This is a genomic window from Brevibacillus sp. BD137 (assembly GCF_041644655.1).
Taxonomy (GTDB): Bacteria; Bacillota; Bacilli; order Brevibacillales; family Brevibacillaceae; genus Brevibacillus; species Brevibacillus brevis_D.
Window position 1 is genome coordinate 89074 of the sequence record NZ_JAOTNO010000010.1, and the last position, 26183, is coordinate 115256.

The window sequence follows — 26183 nt, forward strand, 5'->3', positions numbered from 1 at the left end:
AGGAGGAACTATCCATGAAAATCCAAGCGAAAAAAGTTGAAAGCGTTCGCACTACTGCAGTAGCAGCTTAATTCTCTTAAGAAGAGGGGGAATAGCACACGAGCTATTCCCTTTTTTCATCTAAAATGAGCCGGGTTAGCGAACCTACTATTGGGAGGTGTTTTGTATGGAACGTCGTCCTTTATTTAAACCAGTGCATCCCGTCTATGAAGTGACAGAGCAGATGCTCCGCTTGGGAGAGGCTCCTGGCTATACATTCGAATTGGAAGACGAGAATGGGTCCATTCGCAAGATGATCAAACTGATGGATGGTACTCGTACTGTCGGTGAAATACATACATTATTGGTTGTCGATTACCCCGAAATTACGTATGAAGAAATAGTGGAAGCAGTGGAATCACTGAGTGGTCTTGGTTTCCTGATGGATCAGGCGAAGGAAGAGGCTTCCGTTTTGACTTCGGAACAAAAGGAAAGATATAAAGCGAATATTCGCTACTTCTCCTTGTTTACCGATCTCAATCAAAGTCCAAGCGAGCTACAGGAACAGGTAAGTAGAAAAAAAGTGACGATCTTAGGGATGGGTGCCTTTGGCTCTACGCTACTGGTCAATCTGGTAGGAGCGGGTATTCAGCATATCAAGCTCGTGGATTTTGATAGAGTAGAGCTTAGCAATTTAAACAGGCAGATGGTCTTTAATGAAAAAGATATTGGTCGCCTGAAGGTAGAAGCGGCACGTGATTTCATCGGAAGGCTTCATTCTGAGGTATTGATTGAAACGGAGACGATGCAAATCAAGTCCAGCGAAGACGTGGAGCGGGTTATTGCGGGAAGTGACCTCGTGATGCTCGCAGCCGATCAGCCCTTTTTCTTTTTGCAGAGATGGGTGAATCATGCCTGCACCAAACTGCAAATCCCGTTCATTGCCGGGGGATTCAACCTCATCGAAGGACAGTTCTTCATGGTAGAACCGGGCAAGACGGGCTGTATCGACTGCATGCATTTGCATCGTTCTACACAGATCGAGGATTATCCGCAGTTGATCCAAAGGCTGCTCGATACCAACTTTATTCTACCTACTGCCACCATTGCACCCAACACCATGATGATTACAGGAATGATGGCTTCCGATGCAATCAGGTATTTGACTGGAATTGCTCCTGTACAATCGGCGGGCAAATTTATCATTTTCGATTTCAACGCGTTGGAAAAGAGCGTGTTTTTTGAGTGGGAACGAAATGAAGCCGAATGCCCGACTTGCGGAAGAGGCAGCGGAACGGAACCGATTTTTCATATCAAGAGAAATGAAGTGCTCGCAAAGTAAGGAATCGTTCCTGTAAGAGAGGAAGGTGTTTGACAAGTGAATATCTCGGGAGATAGCATTCTCAAGATGCACCCGCTTGCGCGTCGGGCGGAAAACGAGGAAGAGATCCTCATTGGACGAACGGATATCAGCAATTTCATTGTGCTTCCGGCCATTGGTGTCGAGATTATCGATATGCTGGATGAAGGGAAGAGCATTCATGAAGTCGCGACGATCATGGAAGAACAGTTGGGCGAACCGGTAGATGTGCTTGACTTTGCGCAGGATTTAATTGCTTCCTATCAATTTGTCCACATGGTAGATGGAGAAGTTGTCAACGAGCCAGTGCCGGTTGTAGATCATTTCTCTTGGATCAAGCAGAGTACGGGGCAGTTTTTCTTTAACCGTGTTGCCTTTGGATTATACGGTATCTTCTTTTTCACGGGTTTTTTCATTTGTTTGTTTACGGGCAAGTATATCCCGGTCTATTCCGATATTTTTGTTTCTTCTTCCGTGACGGTTTCGGTAGTAGTTTCATTCGTGGCCACTTGGGTTTTTCTGTTTTTCCATGAGATGGCCCACTTGATGGCGGCCCGCTCATTGGGGATCGGTAGTCGTATCGGTCTGGGGCATCGACTTGTTTTTGCCGTAGCAGAGACGAATATGTCCAATATTGTTCTTGTTGAGCCACAGCGCAGATACAGGGCGTTTTTGGCTGGAATGTCCTGGGATGCGATGTTTATGGGTATCGGTGTGATTTTGTTGTTTGCCAATGATCAAGGCTGGCTGACGCTTTTGCCCTTCATGGAAGCATTCATTCGCATGCTGAATGTCATTCTTCTCATGGCTTTGGCCTTTCAGTTCATGGTTTTCATGCAGACTGACTTGTACTACGTGTTGGCAACCAAGTTCCAATGCTCCAATCTGATGGTGAATACACGTATGTTTTTGAAAGGGAAATTCCGTTCTTTGACGCAGGAGGAGCAGGAGGAATGGGAGTACGTAGCTGACCATGAGAAGAGAGTCATCCGCTGGTATAGCTGGGTCTATTTGATTGGATCAGTTTGGGGAATTTGGTTCTTTGTCCAGTATCAGCTGCGCATGGCGTTTGATTTCATCTGGATCATCGCTGACGACATGAAAAACGCTCCGCTTCACTCGTGGGAGTTTTGGGACGGCATCTTGTTGATCCTGTTGGTGCTAGTTCCGTTTCTCATTTTGGGCTGGTCGTGGATGAGAGCCTATCGACAACGGAGAAGCGAAAGAGAGCGGACAAAATCCTTGCAAGGCACATAACTAATTTGTGTCTTCACCTTGCCAAGCTGCCCTGTTACGCTAGGGGGAAGAGAGATACCCAGGCAAAGGAAGTGCTCACATGAACCCGATGATCCAAAAAATCATTCATCTGCGAAAAGAAGGGCATCTGGACGAAGCGATCCAGCTTGCCCTTCAGCTCGTCATTCAATCTCCGACTGATCCTGTCGCCCATTATCAGTGTGCTTGGTGCCACGACGCAGCCGGATTGGAGAGGGAAGCTGTTCCCTTTTACGAAAAAGCGATTGAGCTCGGACTGTCTGTCGAAGACGACCTGCAAGGGGCATTACTCGGTCTGGGCAGTACGTATCGCACGCTGGGACAATACGAGCAGGCAGCAGCTACGCTCGCGATGGGGATGCAACAGTTCCCCAGCGACCGTTCCTTTCCGATTTTTCTTTCCATGGCGTATTACAATCTCGGGAAGCATCACGAAGCCATGAATCTCCTCCTGAAAAACCTCGCAGAAACCTCAAGCGATCCTATGATTTTGGCCTATCAAAAAGCGATTCTGTTCTATGCAGATGATCTGAATAAGACTTGGTAGCGTCATACGAATTCCATTTGCAGGAAAACAATCGCCTCCCGTTGTACAAGTACAACAGCGGGAGGTGCCTATGTATAAGCTGATATTGGTAGATGACGAAGAAGATGTAAGAGAAGGGGTTAGTCAAGAAATTGACTGGCATAGCCACGGGTACGAGGTGGTTGCCAAAGCAGAAAACGGCAGAGAGGCATTGGAGCTGGTAGAGAGGCTGCGACCAGACGTCGTCGTAACCGACATCAAGATGCCCTTTATGAACGGACTTCAGCTGGCGGAGTCCATCGGGCGCGATTACCCTGCCATTCGCATCATTATCTTGACTGGGTTTGATGAGTTCGAGTACGCGCAAAAGGCCGTGAAGCTGCAAATTGATGAATATGTGCTCAAGCCGTTTTCCGCGAGTGAGCTGATGGAAGCGCTGGACAAGGTCAAGCGACGGATGGACGAAGAGGCGGCCCATCGGGAAAACGTTCAGCTGCTGCGCGATAGCTATCGAAAAAGCTTGCCGGTTTTGCGGGAGGTTTTTTTATCATCTTTGCTGAGTCGTCAACTCGTACAGCACGATGTTTTTTCAAAAGCCTGCGAATACGGGATTGAGCTCAGGAGTCCCGAATATCTCGTGGCGGTCATCTGTGTAGACCAGCCCAAGCAGGAGGAGCAGCAGTTGTTTCTTTTTGCTGTGAAAAATATCGCAGAAGAGCAGCTGAACGCAGGCAAACAGGCGGGTATTGTTTTTCTCCATGAAGATCAGGTTGTGCTGCTCATACGAACAAAAGCAGACGACACGCAGCGAATCGAAGTGCGAGCACAAAATATGGCAGAAGAAATTAGGCGAATGATTGAAAAATATATGAGCATCACGGTAACAATCGGAATCGGGAACGCTGTGGCAGATGTAGCAGCACTCCCTTATTCGTATGAGGACGCCATGCAGGCACTCGATTACAAAAGCATCTTTGGCTGCAACAGGATGATTGTGATCAATGACGTGGAAAAGCAAGCGAGTGAACAGATACGCCTCGATGAGAGAAGGGAGCATGAATTGGTTCGGTGCATCAAAATGGGGACGAGTACGGAGCTTCGGACCGTGATTGATGAATTGTTTGATCAGGTAGCGGGTGTTCCCGTATCCATTGAGGACTACCGAATTTATTTGTTGGAAATTATGACGACCATTTTGAAGACTGCCCATCGTGCCGAAGTTGACATGGATCAACTATTTGGCGGGCAACGTTATCTGTTGCAGGTCATGACGACTTTTACCGGTATGGAGGATGCCCGAGAACAGATCACAGATATTTGTGAGCGCCTTATGGCGAGTATCGCAAGCGGACGGCAAACGACGTACAGGCGATTGATCACACAGGCATTGGACTACACCCATGCGCATTATCATTCTCCCGACATATCCATCCACAAGGTGTGCGAGCATCTCCACATCAGCCTCGGTTATTTTAGCGGTATTTTCAAGAAAGAGACGAAAACCACCTTTGTGTCCTATCTCCTATCATTGCGAATGGAAAAGGCCAAGGAGCTTTTGCGGACGACCGATTTGAAGTCCTTTGAGATCGCGGAGAAAGTAGGATATACCGATCCCAATTACTTTAGCTTCAGCTTTCGCAAGTATACAGGCATGTCCGCGAAAGAGTACCGAAGTCAGAGCGAGCAGGAAGGTTAACCGATGAAACGATTGCTAGCGGTGATCAAGGTCAAAGGCATTCAATTTATCATTACCACTTCCTTTACACTCGTGACGGTACTCGTCATGCTGTTTGTTGGGGTGATGCTCTACGAAAAATTTGCGAAGACGGCAGAGCAAAACGCCTATCTGCACACGCAGCAAATCCTGGAGCAGGTGAAATACAATCTGGACAGCTATTTGAATGGGATGACGCAAATTTTCGAACTCGTCGATGACAAGATCAGAAGAAGCAAGGGACTCACGGCTAACAAACTGGGCGAACAGCTAGAGACAATCGTAGAAACGAGAAAGGACATCGTCTCCATCGCGGTTTTTACAAGAGACGGAACGTTATTGGCCACAACTCCTTCCAAAGTACTGAGGAAAAACACTCGTTTGACGGAACAGAGCTGGTTCCAAAAGGCGATTGAGGACCCGACGAACCTGTCCTTTTCGCTCCCGCATATCCAGAACTTGTTTAAAGGAGAGTACACCTGGGTCGTTTCGATGAGTCGGGAAATTCTTCTCCACGGACCTGATGGAGAAATACCTGCCGTACTTTTAGTCGATGTGAATTTTAAAGAGATCGACGACCTATGCCAGAGAGTGGGCTTAGGGAAAAAGGGGTACGTCTACATCATCGATTTGGTCGGGAACATCGTCTACCATCCGCAGCAGCAGTTGATTTACGCCGGATTGAAAAATGAAAACCGTTCCTTGCCGCTGAAGCATTCCTACGGTAGCTATGTAGAAGAGACACCGGACGAAACGCGCTTAATTACCATCAAAACGATCGATCAGCTAGGCTGGAAAATCATTGGGGTTTCCTACATGGACGAGATCGTGACGACCAAAAAAGAAATCAGTCGCTTCATTTTTTGGTTGCTCATCTTTGTGATTGTCATGGTGTTGTTTGTACTGCACTATCTTTCTGCAAAAATATCACGCCCGATCAAGCTGCTGGAGCGATCCATGGAAAAGGTGGAGCAGGGAGACTTTTCAGAGAGTGAACCGATCCGGGGAAGCCATGAGGTCGAACAGCTTTCCTTGCGTTTTCATCTGATGGTCGCGAAGGTCAGGGAATTGATGCACCAGATCATTCGGGAACAGGAAGCCAAACGAAAAAGCGAGCTGGAGGTGCTACAGGCACAGATCCATCCGCATTTTCTGTACAATACGCTGAACTCTGTAGTCAGAATGGTCGGCAACGGAAAAAACGAGGATGTCATCACCACGATCACTTCGCTGTCAAAGCTGTTTCGGATTAGCCTGAGTAGAGGCAAAAACATTATCACGGTGCGCGAAGAGCTGGAGCACGTGAGACATTATCTCATTATTCAAAAAATGAGGTACAAACAAAAATTTGAATACGAGATCGTGGTCGAGAATGAGGATGAGGTGCTCAACTGCCTGACGCTGAAGTTACTGCTCCAGCCAATTGTGGAAAACGCTATCTACCACGGTATTGAGCATTTGGCTGATCCGGGCCGGATTCGCATATTTGCAGCGCTCATCGACGGTAAGGTGTTACTTCAGGTAAGCGACAATGGCTTGGGCATGTCCCCAGATGTTCTTGCACAAGTAAAGGCTGGCTTTTACAAAAGCGAAGAAGGCTCGGGCGTTGGAATTCAAAACGTACAGGAACGCATCCGACTGACCTTTGGCGAACAGTACGGATTGGAAATTGCGAGCGAACAGGAAGAGGGGACCGTTGTGCGAGTATGGATTCCGCGGCAGGTTGCAGAGGAGCGAGATCGTTTATGAGGACAGCAGCGGGGAAACGTTTTACCGTATACGGACTGGTCGTTTTGGTAGCGGTGACGCTTTTTTACTCGTGTAGTGCTTCGCTAACGGATGTGGTAGTAGACAAGAAAAAGACAGTGGCGCTGATCGTCCGTATGAAGCACGGTGATTATTGGCGAACGGTCAAGCTTGGCGCGGAGATGGCTGCCAAGGAATATGAGCGAAACTTGAATTTTTACGCACCGGACTATGAGGAGGATGCCCAGAGGCAAATGGAGCTGGTGCAGCAAGCAATCGCAGATGGCTCCGAGACAATCGTGGTGGCACCTAGTGACGAACAAGTTTTGCGAGAAGCCATCAAGCTGACAAGGGAGCGGGCCATCCCGATCCTTGTACTCGACACAGTCGGAAAAGATTCAGCCGTCAAGAGCTACATTGGGACGGATAACTACGATATGGGCAGGAAGGCCTTCGAAAAAATGGTGTATCTAATTGAAAAAAAGGGACAAATCGCATTGCTCGGTACAGATCGGATAAAGGCAAATGCCAAACGAAGAGAACAAGGCGTCCTCGATTTGCTCCCACGGGAAATGCAGGTTGAACTGGTTGCCAACGAAAATGTTCCCTCGGATAAAAAGCAGATTGGTGAGTGGACGCGCGAACTGTTCCGCAAACATCCGCAGTTGAAAGGAGTGATTGCACTCGATTCCAGTACAGCGATCGGTGTGGCCGAGGAAATGGAAAGCAGTGGACTACGGGACAAAGTCAAAATCGTCGCTATCGACAGTCCGCCGGAAGTGCTGGAGTATTTGCAGGAAGGAATCATTTCCGCGACGATCATCCAGAAGCCGTTATCGATGGGATATCTTGGCGTCAAGTACGCGGTCGAAGCGAGCAACGGAGAAGCAGTGCCCAGTCTGGTCGACACCGGAACAAAAGTAATCGATCGGGAGAATATGTTCTGGTCGGAGAATCAAAAGCTCCTCTTCCCCTTCGTTAAATAGGCCTCCGTAAAACAGATGAGAATTTTGATAGAAATGCGCAGGATTTTCGATGGAACACATTATGGAAAACGCTTACATTTGGTTTATATCAGATGTAAATATAGAGGATAAAGGGGGATTATCGAATGAGAAAGCTGATTGCCACTACACTGGTGGCCGCTGTTACGCTATCGGTTGTTGGATGCTCACAGTCAGGCGGTTCACAGCCGGCAGCGTCGGGGGGAGGATCGGCTCCCGCGGGGAATCCCAAAATCGGAGTCGCCATCTATAAGTTCGATGATACGTTCATGACGGGAGTACGCAATGCGATTTCAAAAGCAGCGGAGGGCAAAGCGGAGGTGGACATTGTAGACAGCCAAAATGCCCAGCCTACGCAAAATGACAAAGTGGATTTGTTCATTAACAAAAAGGTGAATGCCCTCGCTATCAATCCAGTGGATCGCACAGCTGCTGGCGTCCTTATCGACAAGGCAAAGCAAGCCAATATCCCTGTCGTCTTCTTCAACCGTGAGCCGATGCCAGAGGATATGCAGAAGTGGGATAAGGTCTACTACGTGGGAGCAAAAGCGGAGGAATCCGGCACGATCTCGGGGCAGCTGATCGTCGATTACTGGAAGGCAAACCCGGAAGCAGATAAAAACAAGGATGGTGTTCTCCAATACGTCATGTTAAAAGGCGAGCCAGGGCATCAGGATGCTGAGCTGCGGACGAAGTTTTCGGTGAAGGCGATTGAAGATGCAGGGATTAAAGTAGAGAAGGTCGCGGAAGATACGGCCATGTGGGATCGCGTAAAAGGGCAAGAAAAGATGGCAGCCTTCCTCGCAGCTTCCGGTGACAAGATCGAAGCCGTTCTTGCCAACAACGACGATATGGCACTGGGGGCAATTGAAGCGCTGAAGGCATCTGGCTATTTCGCGAATGGTAAGTACATGCCCGTTGTTGGCGTGGATGCTACAGCGCCCGCACTAAAGGAGCTCGAGGCGGGAACCTTGCTCGGAACGGTTCTCAACGATGCGAACAACCAAGGAAAGGCAACGCTTAGCATCGCGGCGTCTTTGGCCAAGGGTGAAACGCCAACAAAAGATTCCACTGGCTTTGACATTACGGATGGCAAGTACGTGTGGGTGCCCTACAAAAAAATCACCAAGGAGAACATGAGCGACGCGAAATAAAAAGCAGGAGAGTCGGTGAAGAGACGAATCCGACTCTCCTGTTTCGGTGATGGGGATGATTTTGGTAAAGAGGAGGGCATTCCATGGCCCAGCAGGCGTTTTTGTTGGAAATGAACCACATTCATAAAGAATTTCCAGGGGTCAAGGCACTCGATGATGTCACGCTAAAAGTCCGTCCGGGAACAGTCCATGCACTGATGGGAGAGAATGGAGCAGGCAAATCGACCCTGATGAAGTGTCTCTTCGGAATTTATCGGCCAGATGCGGGAGAAATCGTCTTAAACAATGAGCAGGTGACGATGAGCAGCTCAAAGGACGCGCTGGCGCACGGCATCTCCATGATTCATCAAGAGCTGCATCCGGTGCCCTTTCGCAGTGTCATGGAAAACATATGGCTAGGACGTTTTCCGGTTAAAAGAATCGGTCCTTTTCCGTTTGTGGATGAGAAAAAAATGCTCTCGGATACGGAGAAGCTGTTTGCTGATCTGGGAATGGATCTGAATCCGCATGCTGTAGTCCGTGACTTGTCTGTATCCAAGGTACAGTCGCTTGAAATTGCCAAAGCGGTCTCCTACCGATCCAAAGTGATTATTATGGACGAACCGACGTCTTCACTGACGGGAAACGAAGTGGAGCAGCTATTTGCGATCATCCGCGAACTGAAGAGCAGAGGTGTCGCCATCATCTATATTTCACACAAGATGGAGGAAATTTTACGGATTGCGGATGACGTGACGATCATGCGCGATGGCAAGCTCATTGGAACATGGCGGGCAGCTGAGCTGACGACAGACCTGATCATCTCCAAAATGGTCGGACGGGACCTGACGCAGCGTTTTCCGAGTCGCTCCAATACACCAGGGGAACCAATTTTGAAGGTAGAGGGATTGACCTCCCCGTTTTCCCAGTCTTTTCAGCATGTGTCGTTTGAATTGCGCAAAGGCGAAATCTTAGGCGTAGGCGGCCTCGTGGGCGCACAACGAACAGAGCTGATTGAGGCATTGTTTGGACTGCGTGCAGTGTCAGCAGGAAAAGTGTCGATCAACGGCCAGGAGGTACGGATCAAATCACCGAAGGATGCGAAGAAGTACAAAATGGCGCTCTTGACGGAGGAGCGGCGAGTCACCGGCATCATTCCTGTCTTATCGATTCTGGAAAATACGGTCATCGCGAATTTGGCCAGTTACCAAACACCTTTTCTGCTCCTCAATGAGCGCAAGCGTAGGGCAGATGTCAGCCGAAGCATCGAGATGCTCCGCGTCAAGACTCCCTCTATGAAAGCAATGATCAAAAATCTGTCAGGAGGCAATCAGCAAAAGGTTCTGCTGGCGCGGTGGCTTTTGACTGATCCGGATATTTTATTGCTGGACGAACCTACGCGTGGAGTCGATGTCGGCGCCAAATACGAAATTTACACCATTATCGCGGAGCTGGCGAGTCAGGGAAAAGGCATCATTATGATTTCTTCGGAAATGCCGGAGTTGCTTGGCATGTCAGATCGAATCATGGTCATGTGCGAGGGTAAGCTCTCCGGTTTTTTGTCAGGTACAGCAGCAACTGAAGAAGAGATCATGCGGCTGGCTACCAAGCATCTAGCATGAGAAAGGAGGGGAACAGGCATGTCTTCGTTGTCTGCTAAACAGGTGCAAGGCTTTGTTACGCAAAATGCCATCTATATTGTTTTGGTTTTGTTGATAGCGGGTATTGCGATTTACGATCCCAATTTTCTTTCCATTACAACGCTTCGGGATATTTTGATGCAATCCTCCACTCGCGCCATTATTGCGTTGGGTGCTGCGTTTGTTCTTATTACAGGCGGAACGGATCTTTCCGCGGGGCGAGTGGTCGGATTGACAGCTGTCATCTCCGCCTCGATGCTGCAAACTCAAGACTATCCGCGGAGGTTTTTTCCGGATTTACCCGATTTGCCGTTGCTTATCCCTATTCTCATTGCAATCGCTGCGGGCTTGCTGGTTGGCCTGATCAACGGCATCATTGTGTCTCGTTTTAGTGTGCCCCCTTTTATCGCCACGCTGGGCATGATGGTGATTGTATACGGGTTCAACTCCATCTATTTTGATAGGGAACCCAATCAATCTCAGCCAATAGCTGGATTGCGGAGTGACTTCAATCAGCTTGGGACGGGGTACATCGGCCCGAGTGGCCCGTATTCGATCCCGTATATCGTCATCATTGCGATCATGGTTGCGTTCATCGTCTGGGTGATTTTCAACAAAACACGGCTTGGTAAAAACATGTACGCCATCGGAGGCAACATGCAGGCCGCCACTGTTTCCGGGATCAACGTCGCTTTCAACCTCATGATGATCTATGCCATTGCGGGTGCCCTGTATGGACTCGGTGGTGTTTTGGAGGCAGCCCGGACAGGTGGGGCGACGAACAACTACGGTAACATGTACGAGCTGGACGCTATTGCCGCCTGTGTGGTAGGTGGAGTCTCGACGTCTGGCGGAATTGGTACCGTTCCAGGTGTGCTTGCGGGTGTCCTTATTTTTGGCGTCATCAACTACGGTCTTACGTTTATTGGAGTCAGCCCGTATTGGCAGCTCATTATCAAAGGACTCATCATTGTGGCAGCCGTTGCTTTTGACATTCGTAAATACTTGGCGAAAAAATAAGAAAACCTTTTTCGAGGCTTGCTCATGGATGAGCGACCGCGTATTGTCGGAATGTTTTCCGTAATATCGGGAGGAAACCCGAAGATGTTTACACTTTCCGATATTATAAAAACGAGACCCCGGATCAGCTGTCAACCAAGGCAGCTTTTTCTGGGGTCTCTGATTGTTTATTTTCGCAACGGTGTGATTTTCATATACGTAAATAACCGCCATACCCACTCAAGTGGTCCCATGCGGAAGACAGACAACCAGAGTACGCTTACTACCATTTGCACCACGTAGATACCGAGGCAGATCAGTGTCGTTTGCAGATAGCCGAGATTGCCAAACCAATCGAACACATAGCCTCCCACAAGGATTAATACGGTTTGTCCGACGTAGTTTGTCAATGCCATGCGCCCATAGCTGGTCAGCGGAGAGAGGATGGTCTGGACGGTTTTATTTTGCAGCAGCCGAATCAGGGTCGTCGTGTAAAAGGCAGCCATGACAAGACCAGTGGAGGTCAAGGCAATCGTGTAGTTCATCAACTGCTGGAGGGTTTCTTCTGACACGGTATCGTCTACAACCAGATTCGCGCCACTCATTGCCAGATCAGCTGGAGTCAGTCGGTATTGGATAAACAAGCCGATTAACGAAAGGGCGAAGGTCACGCCCTGCACTTTTTTAATCACGGGTAAAAATTTCGGAATATCTTGAAAGACCCCGTATTGCCCGACAGCGAGTCCCAAAATAAATAAGGGAAGCACCAAAAGCGCTTTAAAGCCAATAGAGCAGACAAGGATAGACAGAATAAGGCCGATGATCAGATTGGTTCGCGCCTTCAAGCGATAAAAGGGCAGTAAGATGAAGCCGAAAATAGCGTAGATGAAAAGTGCTTCACCAGGGTGAAACATTTTATGCACAAAGCCAAGAGCGAGTAGGGCAATCAGACGCCGAATGAACAAAACGGTGCTATTGGCCCCTTTTTCTTTTGCTCGACTGATGAAAATATAGAAGCCTACGCCAAACAAGAAGGAGAAGATCACGAAGAAGCGAGATTCCACAAAGAAATTGAAAAACTGGAACAGCCAGTGGTCTACACTTCCTATCTCAGGTGTTTGCGCATACAGTAATGCCACGATGTTGACGAGGAGAATGCCCATTAAGGCGAAGCCCCGTACAGTATCTACTGTATCAATTCGTTGGTTCAACGTAGATGCGTTTTCTTTCAATCCCATCACTTCCTTCTCTTGTTGTTCGTCGCCCGATCGCGCACTTCTCCTATCCTAGCTCAACCGGGGATGGAGGGACATGGCATTTGCTTACGTCTCGCTTACAAAAGTGTAAGAAGTGAGGGGGGCTCCCGTATTCGACCGCAACTTCATCTCAAATTCCTGCGTCTATTGTAATAATCAGGAAGTTGGGGGGCGCAATGAAACCAATCGCACGGGGAAAGTGGCGTCTGGCAGCGGGCATGGCCTATTTTCGTTGGAAAAGGTATGTACAATGGATATTTGGTCGAACGAGGTTCGCTCATGAGAAAAGAAGCGAGTGGTTGCGCTATGTCCATTATTCTCATCAAACGATTTTGTTACGCCCATTGCAGAACGTGGAAATGTGGATGCAGCATAACAAAGTGATCAATTTGCGGCTGGCCATTGCACGACTGAACGGATTGATCATCCATCCGGGGGAAACCTTTTCGTATTGGAAGCAGATTGGTAAGCCGACCCGAAGCAAAGGCTATGTAGAGGGGATGCTGCTCTCGCAGGGACGCGTCACGGCCGGAGTTGGCGGAGGGCTTTGTCAGCTCTCGAATCTGCTGTACTGGATGACCCTGCATACACCGTTGACAGTGACGGAACGACATCGTCATAGCTTCGATGTTTTTCCTGATTCGCATCGGACACAGCCGTTCGGGAGTGGAGCGACTTGTTTCTATAACTATCTGGATTTACAAATCGCCAACCAGACGCAACAGCCCTTTCAACTGCATGTCTACCTGACCGATACACATTTGGTAGGGGAATGGCGTTCCGACATGCCACCGACACGGACGTACGTCATTATCGAGAAAGAACATGAGATCCTTCCTTCGATTTGGGGAGGGTATGAACGGAAAAATGAATTGTATCGAGATGTCTACACGCTGGAAGGAGAACGGGTGGAGCAAGAATGGCTGACGGAGAATCGGGCTTATTTGATGTACGAGCCATTGCTACCGAAAGGATGATGTTTCCTGTTCGGGATACGAACTGGAACTCCACTGCGATCTGTGCGAAAATAGGAACATATGCTTTCGTCTAGGGAACGTGGAAAGGTGGATTTATACATATGTCTTTTGCAGATCGTATCACAGCTGGACTAAACCCTGAGCAGCGGGAAGCAGTCCTTACAACAGAAGGTCCCGTCTTGATTTTGGCCGGTGCGGGTAGCGGCAAGACTAAGGTACTGACACAGCGTATCGCATACCTGATCGGTGCCAAGCAGGTAGCGCCTTGGAGCATTTTGGCGATCACCTTCACCAACAAAGCAGCGCGGGAGATGCAAAACCGTGTGGCTGCCATTATTGGCGGAGCGGCAGCGCAGGATGCATGGCTGTCGACGTTTCACTCCTTGTGTGTGCGGATTTTGCGCAGGGATATCGACCGACTCGGCATCAATCGCAGCTTTTCCATTTTGGATGCGGGTGACCAGTTGTCTGTCGTCAAGCAATGTTTAAAAGAGTTGAACATCGATCCGAAGCAGTATGAGCCGCGTTCGATTTTGGCTGCGATCAGCGGAGCGAAAAACGAGCTGACCGATCCAGAAACCTATACGCGTCTTGCGGGCGATCCATTTGCACAAGTGGCAGCAAAGGTTTACACGGCCTATCAGAAAAAGCTGAGAAACAATCAATCGCTGGACTTCGACGATCTGATCATGACGACAGTTCGTCTGTTTAAAGAAGTGCCGGAAGTATTGGAGTTTTATCAAAAGAAATTCCGCTATATACACGTTGACGAGTATCAGGATACAAACCGGGCGCAATACCTCTTGATTTCCATGCTGGCAGACAAGCACCGAAATGTTTGCTGCGTGGGGGATGCTGACCAAAGTATTTATAAATGGCGCGGTGCCGATATCTCGATCATTTTAAACTTTGAAAAAGACTATCCCGAAGCCAAGCTCATCAAGCTCGAGCAAAACTATCGCTCCACCAAAACGATTTTGCAGGCAGCGAACCAGGTTATTGCCAACAACAAGCTGCGCAAAGAAAAGAAACTCTGGACAGAGAATCCTGGCGGCGACAAGATCATGTGCTTCCAGGGTGATTCCGAGCACGACGAGGCGTACTTTATCGTCGATACGATTCGCAAGCAGATGGCCCAGTACAAGAGCTACGACAAATTCGCGATCCTGTATCGGACGAATGCCCAGTCTCGTGTGGTCGAGGAAGTTTTCATCAAATCGAACATGCCGTACACCATCGTCGGCGGAACCAAGTTCTACGATCGCAAAGAGATCAAGGACATCTTGGCTTATTTGCGTCTCATCTCCAATCCGGATGACGATATCAGCTTGCAGCGTATTATCAACGTACCGAAGCGAAATATCGGGGATACCACGGTAGACAAGCTACAAGCGTATGCGAACGCAAATGGTCAGTCCCTTTTCCAAGCGATTCAGGAGACGGCTTACATGGGGCTGCCTTCGCGCACGACGAATGCGATCCTGTCCTTTAATGATCTTATCTCGAATTTGATGCAAATGACCGATTACTTGAGTGTGACAGAGCTGGTGGAAGAAGTGCTGAAGCGCTCTGGATACCGCGATTCTTTAAAAGAGGAGAAAACGCTGGAAGCACAGGCACGTCTGGAGAATATCGAGGAGTTCCTGTCTGTAACCCAGGAGTTCGAGCGCAAAAATGAAGACAAAAGCTTGCTTGCGTTCCTGACAGACCTCGCGCTGGTAGCAGACATCGATTCCTTGGGAGATGACGGTGCCCAGGAGGAAGTATCGGCAGAGGGACAGGTTGTATTAATGACCTTGCACAGCGCCAAGGGACTGGAGTTCCCTGTGGTGTTTCTGGTAGGTTGCGAAGAAGGTGTTTTCCCGCATAGCCGCTCTTTGTTTGACGATGCGGAGATGGAGGAAGAACGCCGTCTGGCTTACGTGGGAATTACACGGGCAGAGGAGCGTCTGTACATGACATGTGCCCGTATGCGGACGTTGTTTGGACGGACGAATGTGAATGCGCCGTCTCGCTTTCTGCAAGAAATTCCGGCTGAGCTGTTGGAAGGAAATCCAGCGACAGCGGACCGAGGATTCTCCGGCGGTGGACGCAGTAGTTCATTTGGACAGCGGGATGGCAGTGCATTCGGACGTGACACGGGAGCGAGACCGTTTGGAGCGTCCTCCTCACAAGCAGGTTCTGCTCCGAAATTTGGCAGTGCTCAGCGAACCCCAAGCAGCACACCTGCTACATTTACCCGTCCAGCGGGTGAAAAACTGCCTGGACATGGTCAAGGAGCAAGCGTTGATTGGAAGGTTGGCGACAGAGTGGCACATGGCAAATGGGGCAACGGTACGGTCGTCAAAGTAAAAGGAACAGGTGACGACATGGAGCTCGACATTGCTTTCCCAAGCCCGACTGGCATTAAAAAGCTTTTAGCGAAGTTCGCCCCTATTCAAAAAGGATAATGTGCAAATACAAATACAGGCCAATCGCAAAAAGGTAGTTCAAAAAGTCGTCTTTTGATCACGAAGCAATCCGGGAAGCTTATTCGCATCGATAATGGCGTTCACCTTCGAAGTCCGGTGCTCATGTAGGTACCTACACTCCGCTCCTCCTTCGTGCGGTTCTCGCCACTATCTCGGTGCTGAAAAGCCAACTTTTTGAACAGGTATGAGTATGAAAGGATGAACGAAATGGATCGATTGACGGCGGAAACAAAAATTAAAGAATTAGCGAAACGAATTGAGCGGCATAATCGTCTTTACCATGAAGAGGATCGACCTGAGATTTCTGACCAGGAATACGATCAATTGATGCGGGAGCTAAGGGAGCTTGAAACCAGCTTCCCTGATTTGCAGTCACCTGATTCTCCTTCCTTGCGTGTAGGGGGAGAACCGCTGCCCTTCTTTGAAAAGGTCGTTCATAAGACACCGATGCTCAGTCTCGGCAACGCCTTTAATGAGGAGGACATCAGGGATTTTGACCGCCGGGTGCGTCAGGCTGTTGGCAGTCAGGCTGTCCGATATGTAGCTGAACTAAAAATTGATGGTTTGGCCGTGTCGCTTCATTATGAAAATGGGCTGTTCGTCCGCGGGGCTACTCGTGGAGACGGAACAACAGGCGAAGACATCACACAAAACCTGAAAACGATTCGTTCCATTCCTTTGCGGCTGACGAAGCCGTTAACCCTTGAGGTTCGCGGTGAGGCTTACATGTCCAAGGGAGCATTTGAAAAGCTGAACAAAGAGCGCGAGGAGCGTGGAGAAGCCCTATTTGCCAACCCGCGCAATTCCGCAGCAGGCTCGCTCCGTCAGCTTGATCCCAAAATTGCCGCATCCCGTCAACTCGATACGTTTATTTACGGCATTGGCGATTTGCAAGGGGAAACAGTGGAATCACACAGTGAAGGGCTTGATTTGCTGGAGACGCTCGGCTTCATGGTGAATCAGGAGCGACGTGTATTTGACGACGTCGATGAACTGCTCGCTTTTATTGCGGGCTGGACAGAAAAGCGTCCTCATTTGCCTTATGAAATCGATGGCATGGTGATCAAGGTCGACAGTTACGCTCAGCAGGAGGAGCTTGGTTTTACTGCGAAAAGTCCGCGTTGGGCTATCGCATACAAGTTCCCTGCCGAAGAAGCGGTTACGATTCTAGAAGGTATTGAAGTATCTGTGGGGCGTACAGGGAATGTCACCCCGACTGCTTTATTGAAGCCAGTCAGCTTGGCAGGTACGACCGTAAAGCGCGCTTCCTTGCACAACGAAGACATTATTCGGGAAAAAGGCCTCCTTATCGGCGATCATGTTGTCGTCAAAAAAGCGGGGGACATTATCCCGGAAATTATCGCAGTCTTGCCAGAGCGTCGTACTGGAAATGAAGTGCCATTTGCCATGCCAACGCATTGTCCTGAATGCGGGAGTGAGCTGGTACGCTTGGAGGAAGAAGTGGCTCTGCGCTGCATCAATCCAATGTGTCCGGCCCTAATCCGTGAAGGCATGATTCATTTCGTGTCCCGTACGGCTATGAACATTGACGGCTTGGGAGAAAAGGTCGTGGCCCAGCTGTATCGCGACGGTATCATCCACAGTGTCGCTGACTTGTATTATTTGCACCAGCAGCGCGATGCTCTATTGGGCATGGAGCGCATGGGTGAAAAGTCCGTAGATAATTTGCTTGCGGCTATTGAAGCGAGCAAGGAGAACTCGCTGGAACGCGTATTGTTCGGTCTTGGCATTCGTTTGGTCGGAGCCAAGGCGGCACGTGTTCTTGCGGAGCATTTTGGCAATATCGATACCATTATGCAGGCTTCTGAAGAAGAGATTACGCAAATCGATGAGATCGGGCCGAAAATGGCGGCGAGTCTCGTGAACTACTTCGCACAGCCGCAGGCTCAGGCAGTTATTGAGCGACTGCGAGCGGCCGGAGTAAACATGGAGTACAAAGGAATCCGCATTGAGAGTGGCGCAGACCTCCCATTCTCAGGCAAAACAATCGTTTTGACCGGTACCTTGACGCAAATGTCGCGGCAGGAGGCAGAGGAAGCGATTGCGCGCTTGGGTGGCAAGGTAACAGGCAGCGTCAGCAAAAAGACAGACCTGGTGATTGCAGGTGAAAAAGCCGGCTCCAAGCTGGAGAAGGCAGAAAAACTAGGCGTGGCTGTTATGGACGAAGCAGGCTTCCTGCAAGTATTGGAGAGCAACGCCTAAGAAAACGGTGGCGACAAGGGATGAGTAAGGGAAGGGACGTGAAGAGCATGAATAGCTTCCTGAAATGGGGAATCGGTGTAATAGCCATGCTGCAATTGGTTGGCTGTGGAAATAACAGCAGTACTGGCAGTAAAGAAATCAATGCGAATCCTCCAACAGTTACAGCTGCTGCTCTACAAGGGAACTTGACCTATCAGGACGTATTGGAACTGGGAGCAACCATTCACAATCTGATGATGACTGATGATGCTCGTCAAGTATGGGTTGGTACGAATGCTGGGTTGTATAGCTCAACTGGCGGTGGAACGTGGGGATCTCTCTCGACAGATTTAGAGCAGTATGCGATTGAAGGATGGTTTGTGGACCCGGATGATCCGAAGCGAATATTTGTCGGTGGAATTGATGGGGTTCTTCATTCAACAGATGGTGGTAAAAAGTGGACTTCAGTCAACAAGGGGTTACCAGAGCCAGCGAATATCACCAGCTTTGTGGGGAATCGCCGAGGAGACGAAGTACGTCTGTTTGCCTTTGTCTCGGGTGAAGGCATTTATCAATCGACAGACGGGGCCCAATCTTGGAGTCTGTGGCAGCCAATGGACCAGGAAGTATTTGCCATGGACTTTGATCCCGAACAAGACCGACTCTATGTAGCGGCCCAATTCAGCTTGCTCTATAATGAAGAGGGGCAGTGGAAGACAGAGGAGATTCCCGGAGCACAGCAGATCTATTCGCTCGCCATTAACAGACGAACTGGTACTCTCGCTGTCGCAACCGAAAAAGGTATCTATGAGAAAATCAAGGGCGAATGGCGTTTGCTGGATGCTCGTTCACCAGAAAAGCTGATTGTCATTGCTTCAGGTGGCGAGGATACAAAATGGGTGGGAATTGGCGAATCGGCATTGATCTACAAGCTCGAAGACAATCGATGGATCAAGTGGAACGAATGATTTGTACATCGCCCACCTTTGGATACGAAAAGGAGTAATCTATGAAAGTGAAGTTTTTGGCAGGATGCAGGTTCTTGACAGCTGTACTTCTTGTGATGGCATTGACTGGCTGCTCGCTGATACCTGGGGGCAAGGACAAAGCTCCTGAGCCTACTACACCGTCCTTGTCGGAGGTAGTGGAAGTATCCGAGGATTACTACGGAAGCATTACCCCGTACAAGCAAAACCAGACACGAGGAATGCTTGCTGATACGAAATATCGCGTCGATTTCAGTCACCTTGAATTAGGCTTGATGGAGTTTGCTCGGGAGACATACTCGACGTCCGATTATTATTTCCAAGAAGGTCAAGTGATAAAAAAAGAGCAAGTCACCCAGTGGATTGCACAGGAAAAGACGGCTGGGGCCAACGGGAAAAAGAAAAACGGAATTCTCGTGCACGTATTGGAGCATGATTACCTGAGCAAGAAGGATAAGAGCCTTGCTGGCATGGTGTTGGGCTTGTCGCTTTCGCCGAATTATCAGGATGCAACCGGTCAGGACAAGGTGTACACGGCACAAGAACTACAAGCAAAAGGTCAGCAGGTTGCAGCTCGTATCGTGCAGTCTGTACGTGCAACCAATTCGGAAGTTCCGATCCTGATTTTGATGTATCAAGTACCGGAAGTGAATTCTACTCTGGTGCCGGGGCACTTCATCATGTCAGGTACAGTAGGGGCGAATGAAGCAACGATATCCAAGTGGCTGCCGATCGAAGAAGAATATTTCCTGTTCCCGAGTTCAGAGGTTGAGCAGAAATACCCAGAGCAGTCGTTGCAGTACGACAAGCTCATGCGCCAATCCAAGGGCTATTTCCCTGAATATATCGGAATGACTGGCCTGGGACGTTTCATGGACGGCAAGCTCACTGAGATTACGATTACCGCCACTGCAGAGTATGACTCCAGAACAGAGGCATTGCAGTTTACGCAATTTGCAGCAGGAAGCATCAATCAGCTCTTCGACAAAAGCGTTCACGTCAACCTGTATGTACAGTCGATGAACAAACCATTGTCGATCTACATTCGACCGACAAGTGGAGAGCCGTATATGCATATTTACAGACAATAAGGAAAAGCATAAAACACCCGAATGATCAGGTCGGGTGTTTTTTTGTACACAAAAAATAACAGGTTGAACAAATGTGTGAAATGTTGAACGGTGTGTGAACAAAAGTGTCCGAGATACTTCTTGAATCTTGTCGGTGATTTTTCTGCAAAAATGCAAACACTAATAGAGTCGAGCCTTAAATGGTTTTGTTGGTATGATCCTTGCATATGTTTTATGAGTGATCCGAACATGGAAGATATCGATAAGGAGGCGTCACAAGATGCAAGTGGAATTCAAAAACGAGGCGTTTACCAATTTTAGTCTGCCAGAAAATAAAAAGGCATTTGAAGAAGCTCTCGCTAAGGTAGAAAGTGAGCTTGGGCTTGAGTATCCGCTTATCATCGGCGGAGAACTCATCACAACTGAAAAGAAATCCAACTCCTTCAACCCTTCTAATAAAGAACAAGTAGTGGGCGTTGTTTCCCAGGCTGACCAAGCACTGGCTGAGAAAGCGATCCAAACAGCTGCTAGCACTTTCGAAACATGGAAAAAGGTGCCTGCACAAGCACGTTCCCGCTATCTGTATAAAGCAGCAGCAATCATGCGTCGCCGTAAGCATGAGTTCTCTGCTTGGCTCGTAAAAGAAGCAGGAAAAAGCTGGGCAGAGGCTGACGCTGACACAGCAGAAGCAATCGACTTCATGGAATACTATGGCCGTCAAATGGATAAGCTGTCCCAGCGCCATGATCTGCCTCGTATCCCTGATGAAGACAACGAATTGTACTACGTTCCACTCGGTGTAGGTATCGTTATCCCGCCTTGGAACTTCCCTCTTGCGATCATGGTTGGTATGACGACAGCAGCTCTCGTAGCGGGTAACACTGTCGTATTGAAGCCTGCTTCTACCACTCCAGTAATCGCTGCGAAATTCATGGAGATTCTCGAAGACGCTGGCGTACCAGCTGGTGTTGTAAACTTCGTACCAGGATCCGGTAGCCAAATCGGAGATTACCTCGTAGAGCACAACCTGACTCGTTTCATCAGTTTCACAGGTTCCCGTGACGTAGGTCTTCGTATCAACGAACTGGCTGCGAAACATCGTCCAGGTCAAAAATGGATGAAGCGTCTGGTTGCTGAAATGGGCGGTAAAGACTCCATCGTTGTTGATAACGACTGCGATATCGAGTTGGCTGCACAGTCCATCGTGGCTTCTGCATTCGGCTTCTCCGGTCAAAAATGTTCCGCTTGCTCCCGTGCTATCGTTCACCAAGACGTGTACGACCAAGTACTGGGCCGCGTAGTAGAGCTGACCAAACAACTGACTGTGGGCGACATCAGAACCAACGATTTCTACACAGGTCCTGTGGTTGACGAGAAAGCATACAACAAAATCCTCGAGTACATCGAGATTGGTAAAACAGAAGGCAAACTGGTTGCAGGTGGCGAAAAAGGTCCAGAATCCGGCTACTTCATCATGCCAACTGTATTTGCAGATGTAGATCCACAAGCTCGCATCATGCAAGAAGAGATCTTTGGCCCAGTGGTAGCATTCTGCAAAGCTAACGATTTCGATCATGCAATGGAAATTGCGAACAACACTGAGTACGGCTTGACTGGCGCTGTCATCAGCCGCAACCGTGAGAACCTGGAGCGCGCTCGCGAAGAGTTCCACGTAGGTAACCTGTACTTCAACCGCAAGTGCACAGGTGCTTTGGTAGGTGTACATCCATTCGGGGGCTTCAACATGTCCGGTACAGACTCCAAAGCGGGTGGACCAGACTACCTCCTGCTCTTCACACAAGCTAAAATGGTTTCCGAAAAACTGTAAGCTACACAATAAAAAAAGCTGCCTCTTTACAGGGGCGGCTTTTTTGTTCCTATTTTGTCCACACTAAAGACAAAATGATGGGCAAAGCAGGTGAGGGTAGCTGTTTACTTATATCGTGTCAGGACTCTCCTCGTTTTTTGTTGTGTATTTGTTGATGCCAGCAGCAAATTGGCTAGCTTGGAAAACAAAGCTGCTGGATATGCCAAAGGGGAGAAAGGGACATAGCAGGCCAATCCCATTATCTGGTGGATTGGCGATGTTTGTCGGTCTCTTGTTGGTGTCAACTTTTTTTGCAGGGGCGCAAAAAACCGTTGCAGTTTTGGCAGTTGGAGGGGCCGTGTTGGTGGCCATTGGATGGATAGACGATACGTACAAGTCACAGAAAAAAGAATTTCCGGCACTGCCGAAGCTAATGGTGCAGTTACTGGTAGCGATGATGACATTCCTCATGGATATTCGCTTTCGGGGAATCAATTTGATGTGGCTGGGGGGAGAGGAAGGGACGTATATCTCATTTCCAATCCTTGTTTCCCTGCTAATGACCGTGCTGTGGATCGTTGGCTTGATCAATATGGTGAATTTTTTGGATGGAGTCGACGGGCTTGCTGCTGGTGCTACCGCGATCTCAGCGGTGACCTTGTTCTTTTTGTCGATGCTCAAAGGTCAAGAATTAACCGCATTATTGGCAGTTGCACTGGCAGGTGCTGCACTCGCTTTTCTACGTTTTAATTTCTATCCGGCGAAAATTTTCATGGGTGATGCGGGATCGATGTTTTTGGGATTCGCTCTCGGCGTGATCTCTTTGGAAGGAACGATGAAAGGGGCTACGGTCATTTCATTAGTTGTGACTGTCCTGGCAGTAGGCTTGCCCGTCGTAGACACCGTGCAGGTCATCATCAGTCGGCTTTTGGCAGGCTCCCCCATGTACCAAGCGGATCGCCGACATGTCCATCATCGGCTTATGTCCCGGGGGTTGTCAACGAAGCAGACGGTCATCATTTTGTATATGGTGAGCTTGCTGTTCTCCGTCTTGGCAGTGTTTTTGTTTTACAGTCAATAATCAAATGGGGTCAAAGAAAAAGAAACGATTACGCCCTGTCTTTTTGGCCTGATAAAGTGCTTTGTCTGCATTGCTCAACAGTTGTTCAGCTTCGCTTGCAGATGCCGGATAGAGGGCAATGCCTATGCTCGTCGAAAACGGTATGATCCGGTTCTCAATCATCCATGGCTCTTGCGTCGCCAGCAGGATACGATTCGCAATTTTTTCAACCTGACGTTCAGAGTGAATGCCGGTCAGGACGATGACAAACTCGTCTCCACCCAGACGTGCGACGATATCGCCATCTCGAACAGATGACTCGAGGCGTGTAGCGAGCATTTGCAAAAACAGATCTCCTGTGTCGTGACCCCATGTATCGTTGATTTCCTTAAAGCGGTCACAGTCCAAATAGAGGGCAGCGACCATCTCCTCTTTTGATTGGGCAGCACGTAGAGCTTGCTGGAGCTTTTCGGAGAGGAGGCGCCTGTTCGGCAATCCCGTAAGCACATCATGATACGCCATGTAGGCCAGCTGTGACTCCAGGTTTGTGCGCTCAGTAACATCGCGGGTAATGGAAAAGACATGCGTGCATACACCATTGCTATCGTAGACAGGAGAAAGAATAGATTCGCCAATGATGTCGCCATTCGCAGTAAAGTGGATCGGACTCCCGCTTTTTACTGCTTGTGTGTACATGTGCTGTAATAAGCTGGCTTTTTCATGAGGATACACGTCGTCAAACGTTTTTCCGTAAGCTTCCTCGCTTAATAGGGCGACGTGCATAGCGGATGGATTCATCAAAACATAGCGAAACAGATACTCCCCGCCCGCATCTTGTTCGACAGCCATGAGAAAGAACATGTCCGACATATGGTCGAATAGACTGGTTAGGATATCACCATGCTGACTGATAAGTGTAGTAATATCGAATTTCTTCACCATAACCGATATCTCCTGATAAGTGGCTTCTAAGAATGATTATAGTATAGTAAGACTGCCGAAGAAAATGATGAACCTCTGGTAATAGTGCGGGGTTTACTGGCTGTTAGCAGAAGTGGTAAAGTAAGGGTATTGTTGTTTTACGAAGGAGCATATTTTCTTATGGGCAAAAAGCTGCTCCCAGGTCTCATCCATCGCTTGCCACAAAACGCGATGTCAAGGACTATGGGCAAAATTACCGCTACTCCCTTTAGTCGATTAGCCATTCAACGATACATAAAGCACTATCAAATTGATACGTCGATCATAGAAAAGCCGGCGTCAGAATACCGCACGCTGAAGGAGTTCTTCTCCCGACGCCTGAAGCCCGCAGCGAGACCGATTGCATCTGGCCCAGATACCATCGTCAGCCCGGTAGATGGAACCGTTTCGCAGCTGGGGGATATTTGCGAAGGTACCTTGATTCAAGCAAAAGGAAAAGATTTCAGTGTGAGTGAGCTGTTGGGCGGTTCGGAGGAAGAAGCCAAGCGTTACTACGGTGGCAAATTTATCACCATTTATTTGAGTCCAAGGGATTACCACCGAATTCATATGCCAGTAACGGGCGATTTGAGCAGTTACTGCTATTTGCCTGGCAGACTCTATCCCGTTAACAAGCTCGGGATTGAAAACGTAGACCGTTTGTTTGCTCGCAATGAACGCTTGGTAACTCACATCAAAACAGATAGCTTGGGCGATATGGCTTTGGTAAAAGTAGGAGCCTTGTTTGTAGGCAGCGTGAAGGTCTGCTACAACACAGCTACGACGAACATCAAGCACGGTCGCCAAACCCACGAGAAGATTGCTGGGACACCTCGTTATGAAAAAGGCTCGGAGCTGGGCTGGTTCGAATTTGGATCCACCGTCATTTTGCTGTTGGAGTCCAACGAGCTCGAATGGGCAACAGGCGTTGAAAAAGGGAAGTCTCTCTTGATGGGGCAGGCGCTCGCGACAAAGAAGGCGGAATAGCGAACGAGAAGCACAACAGTCCAGGGCTAATGCCTTGGACTTGTTTTTTCTTAGGAGATGAAGATGTGGCTGCGGTGGGGAGAAGAATATTTCCAGTCTAGGCTCAGTGCTCCGTCCCCGCTGAGGGTAAGTACTGTCCGCTCCGAAGGAATTCGCGGGAAAACGCAAAAGTGGTAGCCGCTACGTCGTATGGGCACGGTTGCGTTTCTTTTGCCCGCGAATCCCTTCTCCGCTTGGTAGGACTTCACAAGTCGCTACGTCTGGAAATATTCTTCTCTGGCGTAACTTCTTACATTCTTCAATCTTTTAAGTTCGTAAAAGATCGGTAAACACGGAAAGCTCGTAGAGGAAACAGGAGAAAACAGCGAAGATCTTAGGGACGCCGACCGAGGCGCAATGAAAAAAAGAGAAACAAGCCCTTAGCGTCCACCTCTGAGATCCCCCTTGAATGGACGACTTTGGACGCGGGTTTCGCTTTTTTTCATGGAGCCGGGCAGTCAATCCCCCAGCGGGTGGACCTAGAAGCTGAGCGTTTTCTCCTGTTTCCTCCCCACCACTACAGCAAGACAAAGTCTTTCTAGGCGAATAATCGATCAATATTTTTTTTCCGAAAACATTATTTGTTTTTCCTGACGAAATCCCCGTGAAAATTGACTGAACCCGCTCTTTTCAAGTAAGATCAAAGTTATGTGATACGATTCGGAGGTGGAAAGAATGAGTGCCATTACTCGCAAAGAAGTGGAACACGTAGCTAATTTGGCCCGTTTGCAGCTCACTGAGGAAGAAGCGGAGCGGTACACAAAAGACCTGAATGCGATTCTCGATTTTGCAGCCAAGCTGAATGAGCTCGATACATCCAATATTGAGCCAACCAGCCATGCTACAGACGTGAAAAACGTCATGCGCGAAGACGTAAACAGACCGTCCCTGCCGCGTGAGGACGTGCTGAAAAACGCACCGGATCACGAAGACGGACAGTTTAAAGTTCCGGCTGTATTCGAATAACCTACTGGATAACGAGAAGGGAGGAA

General features: G+C 48.9%; 20 protein-coding genes. 18 read left to right on the top strand and 2 right to left on the bottom strand.

The genetic code is table 11. From position 1 onward, the window contains the following. Positions 1-166 precede the first annotated feature (166 nt). The 9 genes from ODZ53_RS20455 (at position 167) to mglC (ending at position 11397) form a co-directional block, all read left to right on the top strand. The gene (locus ODZ53_RS20455; protein ID WP_372679575.1) at positions 167-1321 is read left to right on the top strand and encodes a HesA/MoeB/ThiF family protein; all 1155 of its coding nucleotides are present in this window, start codon (positions 167-169) and stop codon (positions 1319-1321) included. A 36-nt stretch (positions 1322-1357) separates the two neighbouring features. Continuing rightward, positions 1358-2596, top strand: a complete 1239-nt coding sequence (locus ODZ53_RS20460; protein ID WP_372679577.1) for a PqqD family protein — start codon at positions 1358-1360, stop codon at positions 2594-2596. 79 nt (positions 2597-2675) lie between these two features. Further along, positions 2676-3161 carry a tetratricopeptide repeat protein gene (locus tag ODZ53_RS20465; RefSeq protein ID WP_372679579.1) on the top strand — a complete coding sequence of 162 codons (486 nt, stop codon included), beginning with the start codon at positions 2676-2678 and terminating at the stop codon, positions 3159-3161. A 70-nt stretch (positions 3162-3231) separates the two neighbouring features. Further along, positions 3232-4836 carry a response regulator gene (locus tag ODZ53_RS20470; RefSeq protein ID WP_372679581.1) on the top strand — a complete coding sequence of 535 codons (1605 nt, stop codon included), beginning with the start codon at positions 3232-3234 and terminating at the stop codon, positions 4834-4836. 3 nt (positions 4837-4839) lie between these two features. Beyond that, positions 4840-6603 (top strand): histidine kinase, encoded by a 1764-nt coding sequence (locus ODZ53_RS20475; protein WP_372679583.1) that lies wholly within the window; start codon positions 4840-4842, stop codon positions 6601-6603. Further along, positions 6600-7586, top strand: a complete 987-nt coding sequence (locus ODZ53_RS20480) for a substrate-binding domain-containing protein (protein ID WP_372679585.1) — start codon at positions 6600-6602, stop codon at positions 7584-7586. Before ODZ53_RS20475 ends, ODZ53_RS20480 begins: the two co-directional genes overlap by 4 nt. Before the next feature lie 125 nt (positions 7587-7711). Continuing rightward, positions 7712-8758 carry a galactose ABC transporter substrate-binding protein gene (locus ODZ53_RS20485; protein WP_372679587.1) on the top strand — a complete coding sequence of 349 codons (1047 nt, stop codon included), beginning with the start codon at positions 7712-7714 and terminating at the stop codon, positions 8756-8758. Between the two features lie 83 nt (positions 8759-8841). After that, the gene (locus ODZ53_RS20490; RefSeq protein WP_372679589.1) at positions 8842-10359 is read left to right on the top strand and encodes a sugar ABC transporter ATP-binding protein; all 1518 of its coding nucleotides are present in this window, start codon (positions 8842-8844) and stop codon (positions 10357-10359) included. Positions 10360-10377: 18 nt separating this feature from the next. Next, positions 10378-11397, top strand: a complete 1020-nt coding sequence (gene mglC / locus ODZ53_RS20495) for a galactose/methyl galactoside ABC transporter permease MglC (RefSeq protein WP_016741215.1) — start codon at positions 10378-10380, stop codon at positions 11395-11397. A 167-nt stretch (positions 11398-11564) separates the two neighbouring features. On the opposite strand, the gene ODZ53_RS20500 is transcribed toward mglC, so the two are convergent. Continuing rightward, positions 11565-12614, bottom strand: coding sequence for a DUF418 domain-containing protein (locus tag ODZ53_RS20500; RefSeq protein WP_372679592.1), 1050 nt, complete (start codon positions 12612-12614; stop codon positions 11565-11567). A 194-nt stretch (positions 12615-12808) separates the two neighbouring features. Here ODZ53_RS20500 and ODZ53_RS20505 point away from each other — a divergent pair, with 194 nt between their 5' ends. From ODZ53_RS20505 to ODZ53_RS20535, 7 genes are all read left to right on the top strand, one after another. After that, positions 12809-13609: a VanW family protein gene (locus ODZ53_RS20505; RefSeq protein WP_372679594.1), complete on the top strand. Its 801-nt coding sequence runs from the start codon at positions 12809-12811 to the stop codon at positions 13607-13609. A 101-nt stretch (positions 13610-13710) separates the two neighbouring features. After that, the gene (pcrA, locus tag ODZ53_RS20510) at positions 13711-16059 is read left to right on the top strand and encodes a DNA helicase PcrA (protein WP_372679596.1); all 2349 of its coding nucleotides are present in this window, start codon (positions 13711-13713) and stop codon (positions 16057-16059) included. 228 nt (positions 16060-16287) lie between these two features. After that, positions 16288-18303 (top strand): NAD-dependent DNA ligase LigA, encoded by a 2016-nt coding sequence (ligA, locus tag ODZ53_RS20515; protein WP_172141804.1) that lies wholly within the window; start codon positions 16288-16290, stop codon positions 18301-18303. Between the two features lie 20 nt (positions 18304-18323). Beyond that, positions 18324-19250: a WD40/YVTN/BNR-like repeat-containing protein gene (locus ODZ53_RS20520; RefSeq protein WP_087342316.1), complete on the top strand. Its 927-nt coding sequence runs from the start codon at positions 18324-18326 to the stop codon at positions 19248-19250. Between the two features lie 41 nt (positions 19251-19291). Next, on the top strand, positions 19292-20359 hold the full coding sequence (locus ODZ53_RS20525) for a CamS family sex pheromone protein (protein WP_372679599.1): 1068 nt from the start codon (positions 19292-19294) through the stop codon (positions 20357-20359). A gap of 259 nt (positions 20360-20618) precedes the next feature. Then, positions 20619-22166 (top strand): L-glutamate gamma-semialdehyde dehydrogenase, encoded by a 1548-nt coding sequence (pruA, locus tag ODZ53_RS20530; protein ID WP_372679601.1) that lies wholly within the window; start codon positions 20619-20621, stop codon positions 22164-22166. Positions 22167-22320: 154 nt separating this feature from the next. Then, positions 22321-23226 carry an MraY family glycosyltransferase gene (locus tag ODZ53_RS20535; RefSeq protein WP_256973618.1) on the top strand — a complete coding sequence of 302 codons (906 nt, stop codon included), beginning with the start codon at positions 22321-22323 and terminating at the stop codon, positions 23224-23226. On the opposite strand, the gene ODZ53_RS20540 is transcribed toward ODZ53_RS20535, so the two are convergent. Next, positions 23227-24147 (bottom strand): diguanylate cyclase domain-containing protein, encoded by a 921-nt coding sequence (locus ODZ53_RS20540; protein WP_372679604.1) that lies wholly within the window; start codon positions 24145-24147, stop codon positions 23227-23229. A gap of 159 nt (positions 24148-24306) precedes the next feature. On the opposite strand from ODZ53_RS20540, the gene asd reads away from it, so the two are divergent. Together asd and gatC are read left to right on the top strand one after the other, a co-directional pair. Further along, positions 24307-25152 carry an archaetidylserine decarboxylase gene (gene asd / locus ODZ53_RS20545; RefSeq protein WP_372679606.1) on the top strand — a complete coding sequence of 282 codons (846 nt, stop codon included), beginning with the start codon at positions 24307-24309 and terminating at the stop codon, positions 25150-25152. Positions 25153-25866: 714 nt separating this feature from the next. After that, positions 25867-26157, top strand: coding sequence for an Asp-tRNA(Asn)/Glu-tRNA(Gln) amidotransferase subunit GatC (gene gatC, locus ODZ53_RS20550; protein WP_007717539.1), 291 nt, complete (start codon positions 25867-25869; stop codon positions 26155-26157). Positions 26158-26183: the final 26 nt, after the last annotated feature.